The sequence below is a fragment of the Guyparkeria hydrothermalis genome (genome assembly GCF_023555385.1).
In the GTDB taxonomy this organism is placed as follows: Bacteria; Pseudomonadota; Gammaproteobacteria; order Halothiobacillales; family Halothiobacillaceae; genus Guyparkeria; species Guyparkeria hydrothermalis_A.
In genome coordinates, this window is record NZ_JAJSED010000001.1 from 100,563 (window position 1) to 121,328 (window position 20,766).

Consider the following 20,766-nt stretch of genomic DNA (forward strand, 5'->3'; position numbering starts at 1 on the left):
TTCGATGTCGATCATCAACGACCGCCTGTTTGGCATTCACGACGATGCGCTGAAGCTCCAGGAGCGCAGCCTGAAGATGCGTGCCGAGAACATCGCCAATGCCGATACCCCGGGGTACAAGGCCCGGGTGATGTCGTTCGACCGCGCGATGGAGGCTGCATTGCAGTCCAAGTCCGCTCCCGGGGCCGCCGGGCAGCTGGCGACCAGTGATCCGCGGCAGCTGGGCGGCACCTCGTCCTCGTCGATCCGCGAGGGGTTCTCGGTGCCGGACCAGCCAGCGCTGGACGGCAACACGGTCGATCTGGACAAGGAACGCGTCGGCTACACGCAGGATGCGATCGGCTATCAGACCACGCTCTCGTTTCTCAGCAGCCGGATTTCCGGCATCAAGAAGGCCCTGGGCGGACAGTGATCCGCCGGGCGAATCCCACTTTTGGAGTCAAGACAGGTGAATCATGAGCTTGTATGACGTTTTCAGCATCTCGTCGTCTGCCATGGCGGCGCAGTCGACCCGCCTCAACACGACCGCCTCCAACCTGGCCAATGCCAACGTGGACGCCTCGTCACCCGAAGAGGCGTACCGGGCGCGCCAGCCGGTATTCCAGACGGTACTCGAGGCCAACGGCGGCCGCGGCGTGAAGGTGGCCGGCATAACGGAGTCCCAGGCGCAGCCGGTGCAGAAGCACGACCCGGGCAACCCGCTCGCCGACGAGAACGGCTATGTCTACGGCTCGAACGTCAACCCCGTCGAGGAGATGGTCAACATGCTCTCCGCCTCGCGGACCTACCAGACCAACGTGCAGGTAATGGACACCACCAAGCAGCTGGCAATGCGCACGCTTCAGCTTGGCCAGGGCCAATAAGCGCGTAGCACCGCAGGGGATATGACATGGCCAGTTCCGTAAACAGCGATATCTATGCCGGCCTTGGGCTCGCCTCTGCGAAGGGCAGCAAGGGCGAGAACAAGCAGAGCCTCGACCAGACGGACTTCCTGAAACTGCTGACCACGCAGATGCAGAACCAGGATCCGATGAAGCCCATGGACAATACCCAGTTCGTGGCCCAGATGGCGCAATTCAGTTCGCTGCAGGGCATTCAGGATCTGAACGAGACCGTCTCGGGATTCCAGTCGTCCGTGCAGTCCAACCAGGTGATGCAGGCCTCCTCACTGGTGGGCAAGGCGGCCATCGTCAAGGGCGATACCGCGCAGCTCTACCACATGACCCAGGCGGACGGCAGCAAGGCTCCGTCGGGGATCCTCGGCGCAGTGGACGTGCCGACGGGTGCATCCGAGGTGAGAGTGGACATCACCAACGCCACCGGGCAGGTCGTACGGACGATCGATGTGCCGGCAGAAGGCTCCGACCGGGCGACCTTTTCCTGGGATGGCCGGTTAAAGGATGGGCGCATGGCGCCCGAGGGAAATTACACGGTGAATGCGAGCGCCACGGTCGACGGCAAGGGGCAGGCACCCCAGACCTACGTCGGGGCGGTCATCAGCAGTGTGGGCGTGACCAAGAATGGTCCGGAGTTGAATCTCGATGGTTTGTCGTCGGTCAAGCTGTCGGATATCGTTGAAATCATTAATTAAACCGGAGGACGCAGCATGTCGTTCAACACCTCCATTAGCGGCCTGAACGCCGCGCAGAAAGACCTGAACGTGACGAGCAATAACATTGCCAATGCCAAGTCCACCGGCTTCAAGAAGTCGCGGGCGGAATTCGGCGATATCTATGCCGTCAGCGCGTTCGGCAATAGCAAAACTTCGGTGGGGCAGGGCGTCATCAACCAGGCAGTCACCCAGCAGTTCACGCAAGGGAATCTCGATTTCACCGATCGGTCTCTGGATCTGGCGATTTCGGGTGAGGGCTTTTTTGCCTTCCAGCCGTCGCTGGACTCGGCTGAGTCAGTATTCAGTCGAGCGGGCGCTCTCGGTGTCAACAAGGATGGTTATCTTGTGAACCAGGCCGGAGAGTTTCTGAAGGGCTTGCCGACGGATGCTGAGGGCAACTCGGTTTCGACGTCACTGGCTACGGCTGATCCGGTGAGATTGCCTGCTGAAGCGGGCGAGCCTCGGGCAACCACAACCGCAACTCAGTTGTTCAATCTGCCTTCAGAAGCCGAAGGGCTTCCTGTCAGTGCGTTTAATTGGAATGATCCGGAGACATATACTCAGGCAAATTCCCAACGTGTTTTTGACTCTCTGGGGAATCCGCACACTCTTACTTCTTACTTTGTGAAAGACGCGGGGCAAGATAATACTTGGAGGGTTTACTATCAGTTCGACAACGAGGACCCCGTCAACTTTGGTAGTAACACACACGGTATTGATACCGATGGCGATTCTACTGCCGACGTGACAGTCGGTTATCAAATGCTCAGGTTTGATGGCAACGGTAGCCTTACAGATGCTGACGGGAATCTGCTCAGTTATGGTTCAGGTGTGCCCGGTACGTCTATGGATCCTGAGAATCCAACCCTCACCTTGGCATCTCCCGGTACTGGGGCCGAGGATTTGTCAGTGCAAATGCGGATTTCACGCAACTCCACGCAGTACGCGGCAGGATTCAATATCGGTGATCAAGGTCAGGATGGTTATACCACCGGCCAATTGACGGGCGTGTCCGTGGGCAGTGATGGCTTGATCCGTGCCAGCTACAGCAACGGTCAGAATCAGGCGTTAGGGAAGGTCGCTTTGGTTGATTTCCGCAATCCCCAGGCCTTGAAGCAGGTCGGTAATAACCAATGGATCGAGACAGTCGACTCCGGCGAGCCACTTGCAGGCGAAGCGGGGACGGGCACCTTTGGGGCCATTCAGGGCGGGGCGCTTGAGACGTCCAACGTCGATCTCACCGCCGAGCTGGTCAACCTGATCACCGCGCAGCGGAACTTCCAGGCCAACTCACGGGCGATCGAGGCCAACAAGGCCTTGAGCGACACGATCATCGGCATTCGCTAACGACGCATCGCCGTAAACGCGAAAGCGGGCCATCGGGCCCGCTTTTTTTGTGCCTGCCGAAAGGCCGCGCCATGCCAATTTTTCTCTGCCATTCCTGATCTGGCACACCTCCTGCATTAAAGCAGGGCATCCGGGGCTTTCCCCGAATCGAATCAGTGAATTGTTGGAGGTGCGAGATGGATCGTCTGGCTTACATCGCCATGAGCGGTGCGTCGCAGACCATGCGGGCCCAGGCCACCAACGCCAATAATTTGGCGAACGTGAACACCCAGGGCTTCAAGGCGGATATCGATGCCTTTGCCAGTCTGCCGGTTTACGGCCCGGGGCAGGCTTCGCGCGCTTATACCGAGGCGCAGGGCAAGGGTGCCGATTTTTCGGCCGGCCCGTTGCAGACCACCGGTCGCGAGCTCGATGTCGCGGTCAAGGGGGAGGGATTCATCGCCGTCGAGGCGCCGGACGGCCGGGTCGCCTACACCCGGCGCGGCGACCTGCACCTGACCGCCAACGGTCAGCTGCAAACGGGTCAGGGCGATCCCGTGATGGGCAACCAGGGCCCGATCGCCATCCCGCCGGCGGAGAAGATCGACATCCACGCCGACGGCAGCATCAGCATCATTCCGGTCGGCGGCCAGGCGAATCAGCCGGCAATGGTCGACCGCATCCGACTGGTCAATCCGGCCCAGGCCGACCTGCAGAAGGCCCCCGACGGGCGCTTCTCGCTGCGGCCCGGCGTCGAGGAACCGCAGGCGGATGCCGCCGTGCAGATTGCCAGCGGCGTGCTCGAGGGCAGCAACGTCAACGCCGTCGAAGCCATGGTCAACATGATCGAGTACGGCCGCATGTTCGAAACACAGAGCCGCATGATCCGCACCGCCGAGGAAAACGGCGAGGCTGCCGATCGTCTCATGCGCCTCGGTTAACCCGTTACCAGTTAGGGGAGAAACACCATGACCACACCCGCACTCTGGACAGCAAAGACCGGCCTGGACGCGCAGCAGACGCGCATGTCGGTGATTTCCAACAACCTCGCCAACGTCAACACCACGGGCTTCAAGCGCGACCGGGCGGTGTTCGAGGACCTGATCTACCAGAACTACCGCCAGGTCGGCGCGGCCAACAACCAGCAGGACGAAGTGCCCACGGGCCTGAACGTGGGTACGGGTGTCCGCGTCGTCGCAACCGAGAAGCAGCACAGCCAGGGCAATATCCAGCAGACGGACAACGCGCTGGATATGGCCATCAACGGTCGTGGCTTCTTCCAGGTGTTGCAGCCGGACGGCAACCTCGCCTACACGCGTGACGGCGACTTCTCGCTCAACAGCGACGGCCAGCTGGTGACCGCCAACGGTCAGCCGGTCCAGCCGGCGATCAACGTGCCGCAGGGCGCGATCTCGATCACGATCGGCCAGGACGGCACGGTCAGCGCCCAGCTGGCCGGCCAGGCGCAACCGGTCCAGCTCGGCAGCCTCCAGCTGGCGGACTTCGTCAACCCGGCGGGCCTGCAGCCGATCGGCAACAACCTGTTCGTCGAATCCGGTGCCAGCGGCGCACCGCAGCTCGACACCCCGGGGCTGAATGGCCTGGGCGCGATCCAGCAGGGCGCGCTGGAAAGCTCCAACGTCAACGTGGTTGAGGAGCTGGTCAGCATGATCGAGACCCAGCGTTCCTACGAGATGAACTCCAAGGCCATCTCGACCACTGACGGCATGCTCCAGTACCTGAACCAGAACGTCTGATGACCCATTTTTCCCGCGCGGCTCACGCCGGAGGCGCCTCATGAAACCGTCAATCCACCGCCTTTTCCGGGTAACGGCCCTCGTCGGGCTGGCGCTGCTGGCCGGCTGTGCCAGCCAGCCGCCGATCAAGCCCGATCCGCAGTTCGATGCCGCCATGCCGCCGGAGCCGTCCCAGCACAATCCGGTGCAGAGCAACGGCGCCATCTTCCAGACGGGGCAGGTGGACAACATGTTCGCCGATGCCCGGCCCTACCGGGTGGGCGACATCCTGACGGTCATTTTGGAAGAGCGGATGCAGGCCTCGAAGAGTGCCCAGACTTCCACCGGCAAGAGCCAGGAAGTGGGGATCACCCCGCCGAACGTGCTGGGTCTCAGCGGCCCGCTGGTCGAGCGACTCAACGCCCAGATCGCCGGCGAGCGCGACTTCGCCGGTGACGGCGAAAGCAGCCAGCAGAACACGCTCAACGGCCAGATCACCGTCACCGTCTCGCGGGTGCTGTCGAACGGCAATCTCGTGATCCGCGGCCAGAAGTGGATCGGCATCAATCAGGGCAGCGAGTTCATCAAGCTTGCCGGCATGGTGCGCCCGCAGGACATCGCGCCGGACAACACGGTCATGTCCACGCGTGTTGCCAACGCCAAGATCGCCTACGGCGGCGAGGGCGTGATCAACGAGTCGAACAACATGGGCTGGATGGCCCGCTTCTTCAACAGCCCGGTGTTCCCGTTCTGAGGTCGGTGGCATGACGATGATCAAGCACGCACGCGCATTTCTCTTCGGTCTGTTGCCCATGGTTCTGGTGGCCGCTGGCATCGCTTGGGCGCCGCAGGCCGGGGCCGAGCGGATCAAGGACGTGGCCAGCTTCGCCGGGGTTCGCGACAACCAGCTGGTCGGCTACGGCATCGTGGTGGGTCTCGCCGGTACTGGCGATCAGACCACGCAGGTGCCGTTCACCCGCCAGAGCATCCAGAACATGCTCGAGCGCCAGGGACTGTCGCCCGATGGCGGCAATGTCCAGCTGGCCAACGTTGCCGCCGTCATGGTCACCGCGACCTTGCCGCCGTTCGCCAAGCCGGGGCAGACCATCGACGTGACCGTGTCCTCGATGGGCAATGCCGACAGTCTCCGCGGGGGCGAGCTTCTGATGACGCCGCTCAAGGGCGCGGACGACAACATCTACGCCGTCGCGCAGGGCAGCCTGGTCGTCGGCGGGCTGGATGCCTCTGGGCGTGATGGCTCGCGGGTGACCGTCAACATTCCCACGGCTGGCCGGATCCCGAACGGGGCGACAGTCGAGCGCAGCGTGCCGAGCAAGATGGGCGGCGCGGGCGCCGTGTTCCTCAACCTGCACGAGCCCGACTTCACCACCGCTCGGCGGATGGAAAAGGCCATCAACGATGCGCTCGGCGGCGGGGTGGCGCAGGCCGTCGACGGCGGCACGGTCAAGGTGCGTGCGCCGGATGCGCCGGACCAGCGCGTCGGTTTCATGTCGGTGCTCGAGAATGTGAACGTCGAACCGGGGGATGGCCCGGCGCGCGTGGTGGTCAACTCGCGCAGCGGCACGGTGGTGATCGGCCAGAACGTCACCATCGAGGCGGCCGCCGTCTCTCACGGCAACCTGACCGTGACCGTGGACGAGAGCCTCAACGTGTCGCAGCCCGCGCCGTTCAGTCAGGGCGAGACGGTCGTCACGCCGGACTCGAACGTCGCGGTCCAGGAGGAAAACAGCCGCGCGTTCCTGTTCGATCCGGGCGTGAAGCTCAACGATATCGTGCAGGCGGTCAATGCCGTGGGTGCCTCGCCTTCGGACCTGGTGGCGATCCTGCAGGCGCTCAAGCGCGCCGGGGCGCTCAAGGCCCAGCTGATCGTGATTTGAGGTGGCGTGATGGTCGATCCGGCACAGATTCGTTCCTATACCGACTTCCAGGGGCTGAACCAGCTCAAGTCGCAGGCTGGCAAGGACCCGGCTCAGGCGTTAAAGACGGTCGCCTCCCAGTTCGAGACGCAGTTCGTCAAGATGATGCTGCAGTCGATGCGCGAGGCCACACCGCGCGACGGCCTGTTCAACAGCGACCAGATGAAGACCTTCGAGGGCATGTTCGATCAGGAGATCGCGCAGAAGCTCTCGAGTCGGGCAGGCGGTATCGGTCTGGCCGAGATGATCGAGCGTCAGCTTGCGAAGACCACCAGTGAGGCAAAGCCGACGCCGGAGGGCGGCTACCCGCTCGAGCGGCAGGCGGAGGGCATGACCACGGCGAGCGAAGCACGGGCGTATCCGCTGCCGGATGCCTCCGAGTGGACCCTGCGGCCGCATGCGTGGATGAAGCAGGAAGACGGCAAGGACGCCGCTAAGGCCGAGGGCGACAAGCTCGAGCAGGCGGGGCCGACCAAGGAGCGTCTGGCGGCCATCCAGTCGGCGGGCCAGTCCGCACCCAGCGAGCCGACTTCGCGACAGCCGGCGTACTGGGAATCGCCGGAACAGTTCGTCGAGGCGATCCTGCCGCACGCCCGCGAGGCGGCCGACAAGCTGGGTGTCTCGCCCAAGGTGCTGGTGGCGCAGTCGGCGCTGGAGACCGGTTGGGGCAAGCATGTCCCGCACGACGACAGTGGTCGGGCGAGCCACAACTTCTTCGGCATCAAGGCCGACCGAGGCTGGGACGGCGAGCGCCAGGTGCACGGCACGCTCGAGTTCGAATCGGGCAGCCTGGTGCGCCGTCAGGCGGCCTTCCGCGAGTACGACTCCATGGCCGGATCGTTCAACGACTTCGCCCGTTTCATCCAGGACAACCCGCGCTACGGCAAGGCTCTTGAGGCACGCAATGATCCCGAACAGTTTGCCCGCGAGCTGCAGCAGGCCGGCTACGCCACCGACCCGAAGTACGCCGACAAGCTGATCTCGATTATGAACTCGCCGGCCCTGAAGGACGTGGTCTGAGTGCCGGCGCCCGCAGCTAAAGTTTTTCGTTTTCCGGCCGATACGGTCGGCAGTAAACCCTTCGAGGTCTCACCATGGCGGACATTCTAAGTAACTCGGTCAGCGGCCTGCTCGCGGTGCAGCGTGCACTGACGACGACCGGGCACAATGTCTCTAATGCCAATACCGAGGGCTACTCGCGCCAGCGCGTCAGCATGAGTGCGCAGGTGCCGCAGTTCATGGGCAATGGTTACATCGGTACGGGCACGAAGGTCGACAGCATCACGCGCTCTTTCGACCAGTTCGTCGAGAGCCAATTGCGTGACGCCACCAGCGACAGCAGCCGTCTGTCCTATATCGAGAACTTTGCTAGCCAGGTCACCGGCGTGCTCGGCGATACCGAGACGGGTATTGCGGCAAGCACGGATGCGTTCTTCAACGCTGCGGGCGATGTGGCTTCCAACCCGACCGACATCACGTCGCGGCAGGCCTTCCTGAATCAGGCTGGCGCGCTCGCCGACCACTTCAATCGGGTCGATGCCCAATTGGCCCAGCTCGATCAGGGGATCGGTCAGCAGGCAGAGGCTATCTCGCGAGAAATCAACACGTTTGCCAATGAGGTTGCGGATCTTAACGACAAGATCACCACGGCCTATGCGCAGGACCCCAATGCCTTGCCGAACGATCTGTTGGATCGGCGTGACAAACTGATCACCGACATTGCCGAGCGAATCAATGTTCGCGTGGTTGATGATGGGGCAGGATCGCTCAACCTGGCGGTAGGAACCGGTCAGCCGCTGGTGACGGCCAACATGGCCAGTCAGTTGACGACCACCAACGCGCCCGGTGGCCTGCAGGTTTCGATTGATGGCCAGTCGATCACTCATCGCGTTACCGGTGGGGATCTGGGCGGCATGATCGAGGCGCAGGAAACCTTGATTCAGCCGTTGCGCAGTGAACTGGGGCGCACGGCGATGGTGGTCGCCCAAGAAGTGAACGCGATTCAGAAGGATGGGTTCGATCTGAATGGTGATCCGGGTAAGGCTTTGTTCAACGTCGGACAAGGCGACCCAAATAATGATCTGATGGGTGGCAGCGTCATCGCTAGTCCAGGGAATGAGGGGGCCGCAGGTGCGGATGTCGCCATCACTGATGCGACTTTGCTAGAAAGCGGGCGTTACGTAGCTCGCTTCGATGGATCTGTCTGGAAGATTACGAAAGAAGACGGCTCTGGCGCTTCCACGACTGTCGATCCCACAAGCACCTCGGTGACCACTGACATTCCCGGCATGTCGATCGACTTTGACAGCGCGGGGGCTAAAACCGGGGATCGGTTGTTCATCGATGCTGGTCTTGGTGTCGCCGGTCGAATTACGACGACTGACCTTGGTCCAGCTGAAGTCGCCGCGGCTGGCTCTGTTGTGGATTCAAACGGTGATTCGGTCAGCGCCGGATCGCGAGATAACACGAATATCCAGAAGATTACCGAGATGGGTAATCAAGGAGTGGTCGGGCAGTCGACTTCCGATTTCGGTGCTTCGGCTGACCCCGATGCCCTCGATGGCGAGACCATCGCCGGCTCATTGTCTTCTGCCGTCAGTCAGGCAGGCTCGGTTGCCCGCACAGCCGAGTTGCAGGGCGAATCAGCCCGCGCGGCTCTGGACAACCTTGAAGCCCGCAAGCAGTCGGTTTCCGGTGTGAATCTGGATGAAGAGGCGGCCAAGCTTCTGCAGTACCAGCAGCAGTACCAGGCGCTGGCCCGCAGTATCTCGATCGCTGGTGAGTTGTTCCAGTCGGTTCTCAATGCCGTTCGCTGAGGAGTGACCTGATGCGTGTTTCCACTTCCATGATCTTCCAGTCCGGCCTGCAGAACCTGCAGCGCCAGCAGTCGGAAATGCTTCGGGCGCAGACTGACATTGCGACCGGTGTGAAGCTGCGATCAGCGGACGACGATCCGGTCGCTTTCTCGCGTGTAAGCCAGCTGAGCAGCCAGCAGGAGCGGGTGGAGCAGTTCCTGCGCAACAACGATCTAGCCGATGGCAAGATCCGCTCGCAGGAAACCCGGCTGGCGGCCAGCACCGATATTCTCCAACGCGTACGGGAGATTTCGCTCGAGACTGGCAGCATTCTTCAGGATGCCACCTCGCGCAAGGCGCTGAGCAACGAACTTTCGCAACTGCGCGAGGCACTCACCGAGCAGATCAATGCGCGCGACGAGCGTGGTGAGTATGTCTTTGCGGGGACCCGCGCGAACAGTCAGCCTTTTGACGAGAAGACTGGTCAGGACCAGTTTGTCGCTGGTGCTGCCCCGACTGCCGAAGTGAAGGTGGATGTCGGTGAAAACCAGCAGGTCACGACCCAGCGGGTCGCCACCGACATTTTCACGGTAACTCCGGGTGACGAGAATATTTATCCGTCTGATCTGCAAACCAACAGCAGTCTTCCGGCGGAATTTCCTTTCGACCCCACGTATGACATTACGAATGTTGATCTTGCTGATGACGAGGCCGACCCTCGATCAGCGCTCCAAATTATCGACGGTCTGAAGTGGGCGATCGATAACCATGACGCCATTGAGAGTAGCGGTGCGGATGTAACCGAGTTCTACTCGGCCAGCCAGCAGGACGTGGATGTCTTGCTCGAGCAGGTGGTCGTCGCTCGGGGTGAGATGGGTAATGACCTCAATATTCTCGATCGGATGAAGAGCGATCAGGGGGCATGGAAGCTTGCCAATGAGCAGGTGGTGTCCGGTCTGCGCGATACCGACATGGCCGAGGCCATCACCCGTTTGAACGAGAACCACTACAACCTGCAGGCCACCCAGAAGAGCATGGTGAAGATTCAGGGGCTTTCGCTCTTCAATAACATCTGATCCGAGCTGCACCTCTCGCGTGGACCCGCGGGATAACTGGTCGCGGCCCGGGCTGGCGTTTCCTCCCTCCTTTGTTCCTCCGTCCCGGGTCGCGGTGATGACGCCCGCCTCCAGGGTTGGTGTTATCCGGACCCATCGATCGGACACCCCGCATGGATTCCTGACCCCCTGCGATGCGTTGACGTCAAGGTGCGGGGTCAGCGCGCCAAGGCGGCTGTGATACGATCGCGGCCGTTTTTAATCGGCGAGGCGTGAACATGATTGCAGGGGTGTTTCCGGGGCAGGGTTCCCAATCCATCGGCATGGCTAGCGGCTGGGGTGAACACGAGGACATCGCGCAGGCGGTCTTCGATCGTGCCAGCGACGTGCTCGGTTACGACCTCTGGTCGCTGGTCGCCGAGGGTGAAGCCACCGACCTCAATCAGACCGAACGCACGCAGCCGGCCATGCTGGCGGCCGATGTCGCGGCCTGGCAGATCTGGCGTCACAACGACGGCGCCACGCCCGCTGCGCTGGCCGGTCACAGTCTCGGCGAGTACGCGGCGCTCGTCGCCGCCGAGTCGATCGATTTCGAGGCCGCCGTCGCCCTGGTGGCGCGCCGCGGCCAGCTGATGCAGTCGGCGGTTGCCGAAGGGCAGGGCGCGATGGCTGCCGTGCTGGGCCTTGAGGACGACGCGGTGCGTGGTGTCTGCGAGAAGGCCGCCGACGGCGACGTCTGCGAGGCCGTCAATTTCAATGCCCCAGGCCAGGTGGTGATCGCCGGCGACCGCGCCGCGGTCGAGCGGGCCGAGGCCATCGCCAGCGACGAGGGCGCCAAGCGCTTCGTGCTCCTGCCGGTAAGCGTGCCGTCGCACTCGTCGCTGATGCGCGAGGCGGGCGAGCAGTTGCGCGGAGAGATCGCCCAGGTATCGATCCGCCCGCCGCGTGTGCCGGTGATCCACAACGTCGATGCACTGACCCACGAGAATCCCGAGGCGATTGCCACCGCGCTGGTCGAGCAGCTGTTCCGTCCGGTGCAGTGGGTCGCCTGCGTTCAGGCGATGCAGGCCATGGGCGCCGGTGACCAGGTCGAATTCGGCCCGGGCAAGGTGCTGACCGGTCTGGCCCGTCGCATCGACCGTGGCATGGGTGCGAAGCCCGTGTTCGACCAGGCCACGCTGGAAAAGGCGCTCGGCACCGAATAAGCCGCCGGGCCGTGCTGCAAGTCACAAGGACCACGACGAACCCAATTCGAGGAAACATCCCATGTCCGAACAAGCGAGCCAATTTGCCAATCTGGAAGGGCGCGTCGCGCTGGTTACCGGCGCCTCCCGCGGTATCGGTGCCGCCATTGCCGATGCGCTGGTCGCCGCCGGGGCGACGGTGATCGGCACGGCTACCTCCGAGAAGGGCGCCGCTGCCATCAGCGAGCGTCTGGGTGACCAGGGTGCCGGCATGGCGCTGGACGTGACCCAGGGCGATCAGGTTGACGCGGTGATCAAGGAGATCGAGTCGCGCTTCGGTCCGATCGCCGTGCTGGTCAACAACGCCGGCATTACCCGCGACACGCTGCTGATGCGGATGAAGGAAGACGACTGGGACGCGATCATCCAGACCAACCTGACCTCCGTGTTCCGCCTGTCGCAGAAGGTGATGCGCTCGATGGCCAAGGCGCGGTGGGGTCGCATCATCTCGATCGCCTCGGTAGTCGGCGCGATGGGCAATGCCGGGCAGACCAACTACGCGGCAGCGAAGGCCGGCATCATGGGCTTCTCCAAGTCGCTGGCCCGCGAGATCGGTCCACGTGGTGTGACCGTCAACGTGGTCGCCCCGGGCTTTATCGAAACTGATATGACCCGCGACCTGCCGGAGAAACAGAAGGAAGCGCTGCTGGGCAACATCCCCAACGGCCGCCTCGGTCAGCCTGAGGAAATCGCCTCGGCGGTGCGTTTCCTCGCTGCCCCGGAGGCCGGTTACATCAACGGCCAGACGATTCACGTCAACGGCGGCATGTACATGGGCTAACGAACCCCGGCCGGAGCGCCTTTGGGCGGGCGATAAGTGGCAGGGCATTTTTATTTGGCCTGCCGGGCGGTTTTCAATAGAATGCCGGTCAGTGTTGGCCCGGACTAGCCGGGCCAAAACGTTTAATTGAACAGTGTTTGTACCAGAAGAGGTTCGATACGAATGAGCACCGTTGAAGAACGCGTCAAGAAGATTGTTGTTGAGCAGTTGGGCGTCAAGGAAGAAGAAGTCACCAATGAAGCTTCATTCGTTGACGACCTCGGCGCGGATTCCCTCGATACCGTGGAGCTGGTCATGGCGCTGGAAGAAGAGTTCGAGTGCGAGATCCCGGACGAGGAAGCCGAGAAGATCACCACCGTTCAGCAGGCCATCGACTACGTCAACAACCACAAGGACGCCTGATTCGGCCCTTGTGCGCTTCGCAGGCCCCGAACTGATGTCCGGGCTTGCGAACTGAAAACCGTGTTTCGGCCTTCTGGATGGAAGGTCGATCGCGGTTTTTTACTTGGTGGTCGTCACCAACCGAACTGGAAAGAGCATCATGAGCAAACGACGCGTCGTGATCACCGGCCTCGGGCTGGTGACCCCGCTGGGGAACAACGTCAAGGATTCCTGGGACGGCATCCTGGCTGGCCGGTCGGGCGCTGCGCCCATCGACCGTTTCGACACTGACAAGATGGCGGTCAAGTTCGCCGCCACCGTCAAGGACTTCGATCCGACGACGTTCCTGCCCGCCAAGGACGTCAAGAAGATGGAGCCGTTCATCCACTACGCGCTGAGTGCCTCCATCGAGGCGATCGAGGATGCGCAGTTGATGAGCGACTCGCTCGACCTCGACCGGGTGGGTACCTTCATCGGTTCCGGCATCGGCGGGCTGGGCGGCATCGAGCGCAATGCACTCGCCTTGGAGAACCAAGGGCCGCGACGCGTCTCGCCGTTCTTCGTCCCCGGCGCGATCATCAACATGGCCTCCGGCCAGCTGTCGATCCGTTATGGCTTCCGTGGTCCGAACCTCGCCACGGTGACTGCCTGTACGTCGGGCACGCACAGCATCGGCCAGGCCGCCCGTTTGATCGCCTACGGCGATGCCGACGTGATGGTTGCCGGTGGTACCGAGGGCGCGATCTCGCCGCTGGGTGTGGCCGGGTTCGCCTCGGCTCGAGCCCTGTCCACTCGCAACGACGATCCCGAGCGGGCGTCGCGTCCCTGGGATCGTGATCGGGACGGTTTCGTCCTGGGGGAGGGTGCCGGCGTGATGGTGCTCGAATCACTCGAGCATGCACAGGCCCGCGGTGCCCATATCTACGGCGAGATCAAGGGCTTCGGCATGAGCTCGGACGCCTATCACATGACCCTGCCGGCTACCGACGGTAACGGCGCGCGCCGTTGCATGGAAGCGGCTCTCAAGGACGCCGACCTCAAGCCGACCGAGATCGACTACATCAACGCTCATGGCACCTCGACCCCGGCCGGCGACGGCACCGAGGTGCATGCGATCAAGGCGTTGTTCGGTAACGAGCCGGTCAAATGCCCGGTCAGTTCGACCAAGTCGATGACCGGTCACCTGCTGGGCGCTGCCGGTGGCATCGAGGCCGTATTCTCGGTGCTTGCGCTGCGTGACCAGGTGCTGCCGCCAACCATCAACCTCGACAATCCCTCCGAGGATTGCGACCTCGATTTCGTGCCCCACGAGGCGCGCCGCGTCGAGGGCTTCGAGGTGGCCATGTCCAATTCCTTCGGCTTCGGCGGCACGAACGGCACGCTACTCTTCGGTCGCTCGGTCGACTGATGGTCACCGGGCCGCGCTCGACATGCCGGCCTCTTGCTCCGGCCTGAGCTTCGGTGAGTGACCTTCCTGCCATCACCCGACTGTCGGGTGCCGGGCCGGAGCTGGCCGAGCTGCTTCTGGCTGCCGGCTCGGCCGGCAGCCACCTGTTCGAGAGTGTCACGGCGGGCGGCCCGCTAAGCCGCTGGTCGATCCTGTTCGCCGCGCCCACCGAACGGCTGGTCAAGTCGGCCGACGATGACACCCCCTTCCTGCCGCGCTGGCAGGAGGCCGTCTCCCGACGTCCCGACGATCGAAATGACTGGATGCGACGGCTGGCCGAGCATGATCTGCCGACCGACTTCCCGTTTGTCGGCGGCTGGAGCTTCTTCCTTGCTTACGAGATGGCCGGCGAGATCGAGCCGACGCTCGACCTCCCGGCCTTCGCGCTCGGCCAGGAGAGCGGCTTCCCGCAGGCGGTGGCCGAATACCACCCGGCGGCGCTGATCCGAGATCACGAGCGGGGCGAGGACGTGGTGGTGCACGATCGGTCTGAGGCGGGCGTGCGGTTGGCCCGGCATCTGCTGACCGCCCGAGAATCGGCAGCCGCGTCGCCCCCTCGGGCCGTCGAACTGGCCGAACTGCGTGCCCCCGAAGGAATGCCGCACCGCGAACGGGTCCAGCGCGTCCGCGACTACCTGTTCGCCGGTGACATCTTCCAGGCCAACCTCTCGCATGCCTGGGACTTCCGGCTGGCCGACGACGTACCTTCGAGTGCCGTCTATCAGTCGCTCTGTCGGCGCAACCCGGCCCCCTTCGCCGCCTGGTACCGGCAACCGGAGGGCGAGATCCTGAGTTCCTCGCCCGAACGCCTGTTGCGGGTGGCCGGCGGACGGGCGGAGACGCGCCCGATCGCGGGCACCCGACGGCGTGATGCCGACCCGACGCGCGACCGCGAGCTGGTCGAGCAATTGCAGGGGCATCCCAAGGAGCGCGCCGAGCACGTCATGCTGATCGATCTGGAGCGCAACGATCTCGGTCGGGTCTGCGAGCCGGGCTCGGTGTCGGTCGACGAGCTGATGGTGGTCGAGTCCTACGCCCACGTGCATCATCTGGTTTCGAATATCGGGGGTCGGCTGCCGGCGAGCACCTCGCCGCTTGCCGCCCTGGCCGCATGCTTTCCCGGCGGGACCATCACGGGCTGCCCCAAGGTCCGTTGCATGGAGATACTCGCCGAGCTCGAAGAGACCGGACGCGGCCCCTACACCGGCAGCCTCGGGTATCTGAGCAATCATGGCCCGATGGACAGCAACATCCTCATTCGTAGCGTGTTCCTCGCGCCGGACGGTCGCGGTCAGTTCCGCACCGGCGGCGGCATTGTCGCCGACTCCGACCCCGCGCGCGAACTGGACGAGACCTACCAGAAGGCCCGCGGTGTGCTCGACGCGCTTGGCGGGGAATCGGCACTCGCGGCCGGGGTGCCCATCGAATGAGCGCAGGCGTCGTCTCCGGACTCGATCGCGGGCTCGCCTTTGGTGACGGCCTGTTCGAGACGCTGTTCGTTCGTCATGGCCGACCGGTGGCGCTGGCGGAGCACATGACTCGCTTGCGTGTTGGCCTGGCACGGCTGGGGTTGCCCGAGCCGGAGTTCGACTCGATCATGGCGGCAATCGACGAGGCCGTCGGGGAGGGGGAGGCCACGGGTGTCTGCAAGCTCGTGGTCACTGCAGGGGCGGGGCCACGTGGCTACCGTCGCCCCAGGCACCCGGAACCGAGAATTCTCGCGAGCTTCGGCTCGCTGCCACCCGAGCCGCCCGGCACGTTGGCGGTAGATCTCTCACCGGTGGTAATGGCCGGGTCGGGCCGGCTGCGTGGTCTGAAACACCTCAATCGCCTCGTTCAGGTACTGGCGCAGGAGGCACTGCCCGACGAGCGCCGCGAGGCGCTGATGACTGACGACGAGGGGCGGGTGGTTTCCGGTACCATGAGCAACCTGTTCTGGCGTGAGGGCGGTCGCTGGCACACCCCGCCGCTGGTGGATGGGGCGATAGCGGGCACGCGGCGTGCTTGGCTGATCGAGGCGCTGGATGCGCGCATTACCCCCTGCGCTGTCGGACGACTGGCGCTGGCCGATGCGGCGTTTCTCAGCAACGCCCTGTCGGCCTGGCGGCCTATCGAAAGGCTGCTGGGTCGCACGCTCGGGAGCGCGGATGTGCCGGACGCGTCGCTGACAGCAGTCGACGGTTTCTGGCAACCGGCGAGCACGGAGGCGGAACGCCCTTGGCCCGACTCCCTGACCGATGCCTTGAACACTACCTGCTGGGGGCGAACGGCTCGGCGCGAAGGGGTTTCGGGCAGCCTATGACGGGCTCAGACGAACGATCGGGTTTAATCATAGATTCCACAATCTCTTGGAGTGGCGGATGCGGCGAGCGGTCGGAGTTTTCCTGATCTGGATGTTGAGTATGGGATGGGCGGCCGTGGTCCTCGCGGTGGCGGCCCTGGCTTATCACTACTGGCAGATACCCCTGGCAGAGCAAGACACGACCGTGCAGATCGAGCCGGGCGAGTCGATGCGCGATGTCGCGGCCACTCTCCACGAAACGCGGCCGGCCCTGCCCGCTCGGGTGATCTACTGGACCGCCCGCTTTCGCGGTCAGGCCCGCCAGATCCAGGCCGGTGAATACGAAATCCGTGCTGGTGAACGCCTGCCCTCACTGCTTGACCGGATGGTTGCCGGCGACGTCATCGAGTACCGCTTTACCGTGCCGGAAGGGGTGAGGGCGAGCGAGTTTCTCGCCCAGCTGGCCAAGGCGCCGAAGGTGCGCCGGACCCTCGATTCGATGACCCCCAAAGCAGTGATCGAGGCGCTGGACCTGCCGGTCGACCATCTCGAGGGGTGGCTGTTCCCCACCACCTATCACTATCCGTCAGGGACCACCGATGTGGCGCTGCTGCGGCGCGCGTATCGCCACATGCGCGAGGAGCTGGATGCCGCTTGGGCCGGTCGGGCCGACGATCTGCCGATCGACTCGCCCTACGAGGCCCTGATTCTGGCTTCCCTGATCGAGAAGGAAACCGCCGTTCCCGACGAGCGTGGTCAGATCGCGGGGGTATTCGTCAATCGGCTCGAACGCGGCATGCGTCTGCAGACCGACCCGACCGTGATCTACGGCATGGGTGATGCCTACGAGGGGCGTCTCTATACCCGCCACCTCCGCGAGGACACGCCCTACAACACCTACACTCGTGATGGTCTGCCGCCTACGCCGATCGCACTGCCATCGGCCGCCTCACTGCGGGCGGCGACCCGGCCGGAGGAGACCAAGGCGCTGTACTTCGTTGCCGACGGCACCGGCGGGCATACGTTCTCGCGGACATTGAAGGAACACAACCGCGCGGTCTCGCGCTGGCGTGACCACAAGCGCGAGGCGGAGGCGAACTGATGCCCGCAGCCACGAATGCGCGATTCATTACCCTGGAAGGGCTCGAGGGGGCCGGCAAGTCGACCGCGATGGCCTTCGCCCGTGACTGGTTCGAGGCCCGAGGGCAGGACGTGGTCTGCACCCGCGAGCCGGGCGGCACCCCGTTGGCCGAGGAACTGCGCAGCGTGCTCAAGGCGGTACGCGACGAGCCCGTCGCCCCGTCCACCGAGCTATTGTTGATGTTCGCTGCCCGTGCCCAGCACGTCGAGCGCGTCATCCGCCCGGCGCTGGCCGAGGGCAAGGTGGTGATCTGCGATCGCTTCACCGATTCGACCCGTGCCTACCAGGGCGCGGGTCGGGGGGTGTCCATGGATATGATCGAGCAACTCGCGGATATCGCCCATCCCGACTGCAATCCCGGCCTGACCCTGTGGCTCGACGTGCCGGTGGCGCTGGGGCTGGAGCGGGCCGCGGCGCGCGAGGCCGCCGACCGCTTCGAGCAGGAGGCGCTCGACTTCTTCGAGCGGGTGCGTGGCGGTTTCGAGGCGCTTGCTCAGCACGAATCGGAGCGTGTGCAGCGCATCGACGCCACCCGGCCGCTGGCCGAGGTGCAGGCGGCGGTCGAATCGGCACTGGAGGCCTGTCATGGCGGGTGACACGCAGGATCAGGCGATCGCGGGGCTGGCCGAGCAGCGGCTGGGCAGTGACCCGGCCACCATCCGGCAAGCGGGCTGGCTGAACGAGGCCTGGGGACGTCTGGACCGGATGATCGAGGGAGGGCGGCTGCCCCACGGTCTCTTGCTGCACGGTCGACTCGGGGCACCGATGACCGCGCTGCTGGAGACACTCGCCCGGCGCCTGATCTGCCATGCCCCCGACCAGGGCTGGCCCTGCGGTCAGTGCCCGGCCTGTCGACAGGCCGAGCAGGGCAGTTTCCCGGACGTCCAGCGGCTGGCCGATGATGCCGAGCACCGCGATATTCCCGTGGATGCGATCCGTGGGTTGATCGATGGCGCGTTCCTCACGCGTTACGGTCGCATGCGCCTGGTGCTGATCGAGCGGATCGAACGGCTCAACCGCGCCTCGGGCAACGCTTTGCTGAAGCTCCTGGAGGAACCGCCCGACTCAATGCAGTTCCTCTGCACGGTCGAGCAGGTGGACCGTCTGCTGCCCACGATTCGTTCACGTCTGCAGCGCCTGCGCCTGCGCGAGCCGCGGCCGGAGGAACAGGCGCGGTGGTGGCAGCAGACAGCCGGGTGCGATTCCGAGCGGGCCGAGATGCTGGCCTTTATCGACGATCCGACTTTGGTCGACGGCAACCAGCCGACCTTCGACTGGCAGGCGGTGACCGAGGCCTGGGTGAGTCTTGCCGAGGAGCGTGGGACGCCGCTTGCTCCGCTGGCCCCGTGGCTGGCCACGCCCCGGCCGGTGCTGGCCCGCTGGCTCCTACGGCTGTGGCCGGCAGTCGCCCGACGACAGGCGGGGCTGGGCGAGGAGGCCCTGCCGGGTGCGCTCGAGGCTCCCATCGCCCGTTTGGCCGCCGCACATACCGCTGAGCACTGGCTGGCAGTCCAGACCCGCCTGATCCGGTTTGCCCGGGAGGCCGGTCACCCTCTCCATCCGGAGTTGTCGATCGAACAGCTGGCGCTGGATCTCGTCGATCCGCGCCTGCCGCGACGTCTCGATCCGGCCGGCTGAACGTTCCGCGCTTCGACGCGGCCGACAATGCCGTTAGACTAGGCGCTTATCCGGCGGCCTCGCATCCAGGGGGCGGTCGGAATCTTCTTCGGCAAACCGTTACGAGGTAGCGTGCCATGGCAGCAGGAGGCGGCCTGGGTGGAGGCATGATCCACCACAACATCCCGGACAAGGACACGCTCTACAAGTCCTATATGCCGTTCGTGAAAAACGGTGGCCTGTTCATCCCGGGACACACGCACATCCCCATGGGCAAGGAAATCTTCCTGACCCTGACGCTGATGGGTAGCGCCGAGCGACTGGCGGTTGCCTCCAAGGTTGTCTGGATCACGCCGCAGGGGGCGCAGAGCGGCAAGATCGCCGGCATCGGCGTGCAGTTCGGTCGCATGGATCAGGGACGCACGCGTCAGCAGATCGAGACCTACCTTGCCGGGGCGCTGGAGAAGGAAACTCCCACCTACACCATGTAAATACCAGGCGGGCTGCACGTGGCGGCGGCGCGCCTTTCCCCAAACTCCGGAGCGACATGCAACTGTTCGATTCGCACTGCCACCTCGATCGGGTGGAACTCGACGCCTTCGACAACGATTTCGACCGCTTCATGCACACCGCCTGGCTGGAGTCGGTCACCAGGATGCTCTGCGTCTCCATCAAGCCCTCGACCTGGCCGTCGATGACCGACCTGGTCTCGCCGTATCTCGCCAGCAACCCCGACCGAGGCGCGGAGCGCCCGGAGGTGTTTCTTTCCTACGGGCTGCACCCGACCGACGATGCCGGCGCGGTGATTCCGGCCGAGGAGCTGGTGCGAGCCATCCGCGAGGATCGATATGCCGATTCGATCGTCGCGGTGGGTGAGACGGGGCTCGACTATTTTCACTGCGAGGAGGGCGAGCGCTGGCAGCATGACCGTTTTGTCGAGCACATCGAGGCGGCGAAGGCGGTCGGCAAACCGGTGATCATCCATACCCGCGGGGCGCCCAACGACACCATGGACGTGCTCGAGCGCGAGCATGCCGAGGAGTGCGGCGGGGTGATGCACTGCTTCGCCGAGGACTGGGATACGGCCCGTCGGGCGCTCGATCTGGGCTTCTATATCTCCTTCTCCGGGATCGTGACCTTCAAGAACGCCGCCTCCCTGCGCGAGGTGGCGCAGAAAGTGCCCGGCGATCGCCTGCTGATCGAGACCGACTCGCCCTATCTTTCGCCCGTGCCGTACCGAGGCAAGCCGAACAATCCGATCCGCGTGCGCCATGTTGCCGAGGTGCTGGCCGACGTGCGCGGTGAGAGCCTGCCGGAGATGGCAGCGCGTACACAGGAAAATGCCGCTCGCTGGCTGGGTATCTGATCGCCCGGCGGTCAAGCGGAGGGCAGCATCGAAAACGGGGCCAATCG

General features: G+C 64.1%; 22 protein-coding genes. All 22 read left to right on the plus strand.

Annotated elements, in window-relative coordinates:
- Positions 1 to 4: 4 nt before the first annotated feature.
- The 22 genes from flgB (at position 5) to LV476_RS00610 (ending at position 20,719) form a co-directional block, all read left to right on the plus strand.
- Positions 5 to 412, plus strand: coding sequence for a flagellar basal body rod protein FlgB (gene flgB / locus LV476_RS00505; protein ID WP_250072232.1), 408 nt, complete (start codon positions 5 to 7; stop codon positions 410 to 412).
- 43 nt (positions 413 to 455) lie between these two features.
- The gene (flgC, locus tag LV476_RS00510; protein WP_284047376.1) at positions 456 to 863 is read left to right on the plus strand and encodes a flagellar basal body rod protein FlgC; all 408 of its coding nucleotides are present in this window, start codon (positions 456 to 458) and stop codon (positions 861 to 863) included.
- A gap of 26 nt (positions 864 to 889) precedes the next feature.
- Positions 890 to 1,591 (plus strand): flagellar hook assembly protein FlgD, encoded by a 702-nt coding sequence (locus tag LV476_RS00515; protein WP_250072244.1) that lies wholly within the window; start codon positions 890 to 892, stop codon positions 1,589 to 1,591.
- Between the two features lie 15 nt (positions 1,592 to 1,606).
- The gene (gene flgE, locus LV476_RS00520) at positions 1,607 to 2,959 is read left to right on the plus strand and encodes a flagellar hook protein FlgE (protein WP_250072246.1); all 1,353 of its coding nucleotides are present in this window, start codon (positions 1,607 to 1,609) and stop codon (positions 2,957 to 2,959) included.
- A gap of 176 nt (positions 2,960 to 3,135) precedes the next feature.
- On the plus strand, positions 3,136 to 3,879 hold the full coding sequence (gene flgF, locus LV476_RS00525) for a flagellar basal-body rod protein FlgF (protein WP_250072248.1): 744 nt from the start codon (positions 3,136 to 3,138) through the stop codon (positions 3,877 to 3,879).
- A gap of 27 nt (positions 3,880 to 3,906) precedes the next feature.
- Entirely contained in the window at positions 3,907 to 4,695 is a 789-nt protein-coding gene (gene flgG / locus LV476_RS00530; protein WP_250072249.1) for a flagellar basal-body rod protein FlgG, read from the plus strand.
- A gap of 40 nt (positions 4,696 to 4,735) precedes the next feature.
- Positions 4,736 to 5,428: a flagellar basal body L-ring protein FlgH gene (gene flgH, locus LV476_RS00535; RefSeq protein ID WP_250072251.1), complete on the plus strand. Its 693-nt coding sequence runs from the start codon at positions 4,736 to 4,738 to the stop codon at positions 5,426 to 5,428.
- A 58-nt stretch (positions 5,429 to 5,486) separates the two neighbouring features.
- Complete coding sequence (locus tag LV476_RS00540) at positions 5,487 to 6,572, plus strand: flagellar basal body P-ring protein FlgI (protein ID WP_284047460.1); 1,086 nt, start codon at positions 5,487 to 5,489, stop codon at positions 6,570 to 6,572.
- A 9-nt stretch (positions 6,573 to 6,581) separates the two neighbouring features.
- Complete coding sequence (gene flgJ, locus LV476_RS00545; protein ID WP_250072253.1) at positions 6,582 to 7,631, plus strand: flagellar assembly peptidoglycan hydrolase FlgJ; 1,050 nt, start codon at positions 6,582 to 6,584, stop codon at positions 7,629 to 7,631.
- Between the two features lie 74 nt (positions 7,632 to 7,705).
- The gene (gene flgK / locus LV476_RS00550) at positions 7,706 to 9,427 is read left to right on the plus strand and encodes a flagellar hook-associated protein FlgK (protein WP_250072255.1); all 1,722 of its coding nucleotides are present in this window, start codon (positions 7,706 to 7,708) and stop codon (positions 9,425 to 9,427) included.
- Between the two features lie 11 nt (positions 9,428 to 9,438).
- Positions 9,439 to 10,482, plus strand: a complete 1,044-nt coding sequence (gene flgL / locus LV476_RS00555; protein WP_250072257.1) for a flagellar hook-associated protein FlgL — start codon at positions 9,439 to 9,441, stop codon at positions 10,480 to 10,482.
- A 257-nt stretch (positions 10,483 to 10,739) separates the two neighbouring features.
- On the plus strand, positions 10,740 to 11,666 hold the full coding sequence (gene fabD / locus LV476_RS00560) for an ACP S-malonyltransferase (RefSeq protein WP_284047377.1): 927 nt from the start codon (positions 10,740 to 10,742) through the stop codon (positions 11,664 to 11,666).
- A gap of 61 nt (positions 11,667 to 11,727) precedes the next feature.
- Entirely contained in the window at positions 11,728 to 12,486 is a 759-nt protein-coding gene (gene fabG / locus LV476_RS00565; protein ID WP_250072260.1) for a 3-oxoacyl-ACP reductase FabG, read from the plus strand.
- Between the two features lie 162 nt (positions 12,487 to 12,648).
- A complete protein-coding gene (gene acpP / locus LV476_RS00570) occupies positions 12,649 to 12,888 on the plus strand; it encodes an acyl carrier protein (protein ID WP_058575544.1) in 240 nt (79 codons plus the stop codon).
- A gap of 139 nt (positions 12,889 to 13,027) precedes the next feature.
- Positions 13,028 to 14,275, plus strand: coding sequence for a beta-ketoacyl-ACP synthase II (fabF, locus tag LV476_RS00575; RefSeq protein WP_250072262.1), 1,248 nt, complete (start codon positions 13,028 to 13,030; stop codon positions 14,273 to 14,275).
- A 53-nt stretch (positions 14,276 to 14,328) separates the two neighbouring features.
- Positions 14,329 to 15,744 carry a chorismate-binding protein gene (locus LV476_RS00580; RefSeq protein WP_250072263.1) on the plus strand — a complete coding sequence of 472 codons (1,416 nt, stop codon included), beginning with the start codon at positions 14,329 to 14,331 and terminating at the stop codon, positions 15,742 to 15,744.
- On the plus strand, positions 15,741 to 16,616 hold the full coding sequence (locus LV476_RS00585; RefSeq protein WP_250072264.1) for an aminotransferase class IV: 876 nt from the start codon (positions 15,741 to 15,743) through the stop codon (positions 16,614 to 16,616). Before LV476_RS00580 ends, LV476_RS00585 begins: the two co-directional genes overlap by 4 nt.
- A 100-nt stretch (positions 16,617 to 16,716) precedes the next feature.
- The gene (gene mltG, locus LV476_RS00590) at positions 16,717 to 17,697 is read left to right on the plus strand and encodes an endolytic transglycosylase MltG (protein ID WP_250072265.1); all 981 of its coding nucleotides are present in this window, start codon (positions 16,717 to 16,719) and stop codon (positions 17,695 to 17,697) included.
- Positions 17,697 to 18,332: a dTMP kinase gene (tmk, locus tag LV476_RS00595; RefSeq protein WP_250072266.1), complete on the plus strand. Its 636-nt coding sequence runs from the start codon at positions 17,697 to 17,699 to the stop codon at positions 18,330 to 18,332. Before mltG ends, tmk begins: the two co-directional genes overlap by 1 nt.
- Positions 18,322 to 19,374 carry a hypothetical protein gene (locus LV476_RS00600; protein WP_250072267.1) on the plus strand — a complete coding sequence of 351 codons (1,053 nt, stop codon included), beginning with the start codon at positions 18,322 to 18,324 and terminating at the stop codon, positions 19,372 to 19,374. Before tmk ends, LV476_RS00600 begins: the two co-directional genes overlap by 11 nt.
- Positions 19,375 to 19,490: 116 nt before the next feature.
- Positions 19,491 to 19,844: a PilZ domain-containing protein gene (locus tag LV476_RS00605; protein WP_250072275.1), complete on the plus strand. Its 354-nt coding sequence runs from the start codon at positions 19,491 to 19,493 to the stop codon at positions 19,842 to 19,844.
- Positions 19,845 to 19,900: 56 nt separating this feature from the next.
- Positions 19,901 to 20,719, plus strand: coding sequence for a TatD family hydrolase (locus tag LV476_RS00610; RefSeq protein ID WP_250072277.1), 819 nt, complete (start codon positions 19,901 to 19,903; stop codon positions 20,717 to 20,719).
- Positions 20,720 to 20,766 lie beyond the last annotated feature (47 nt).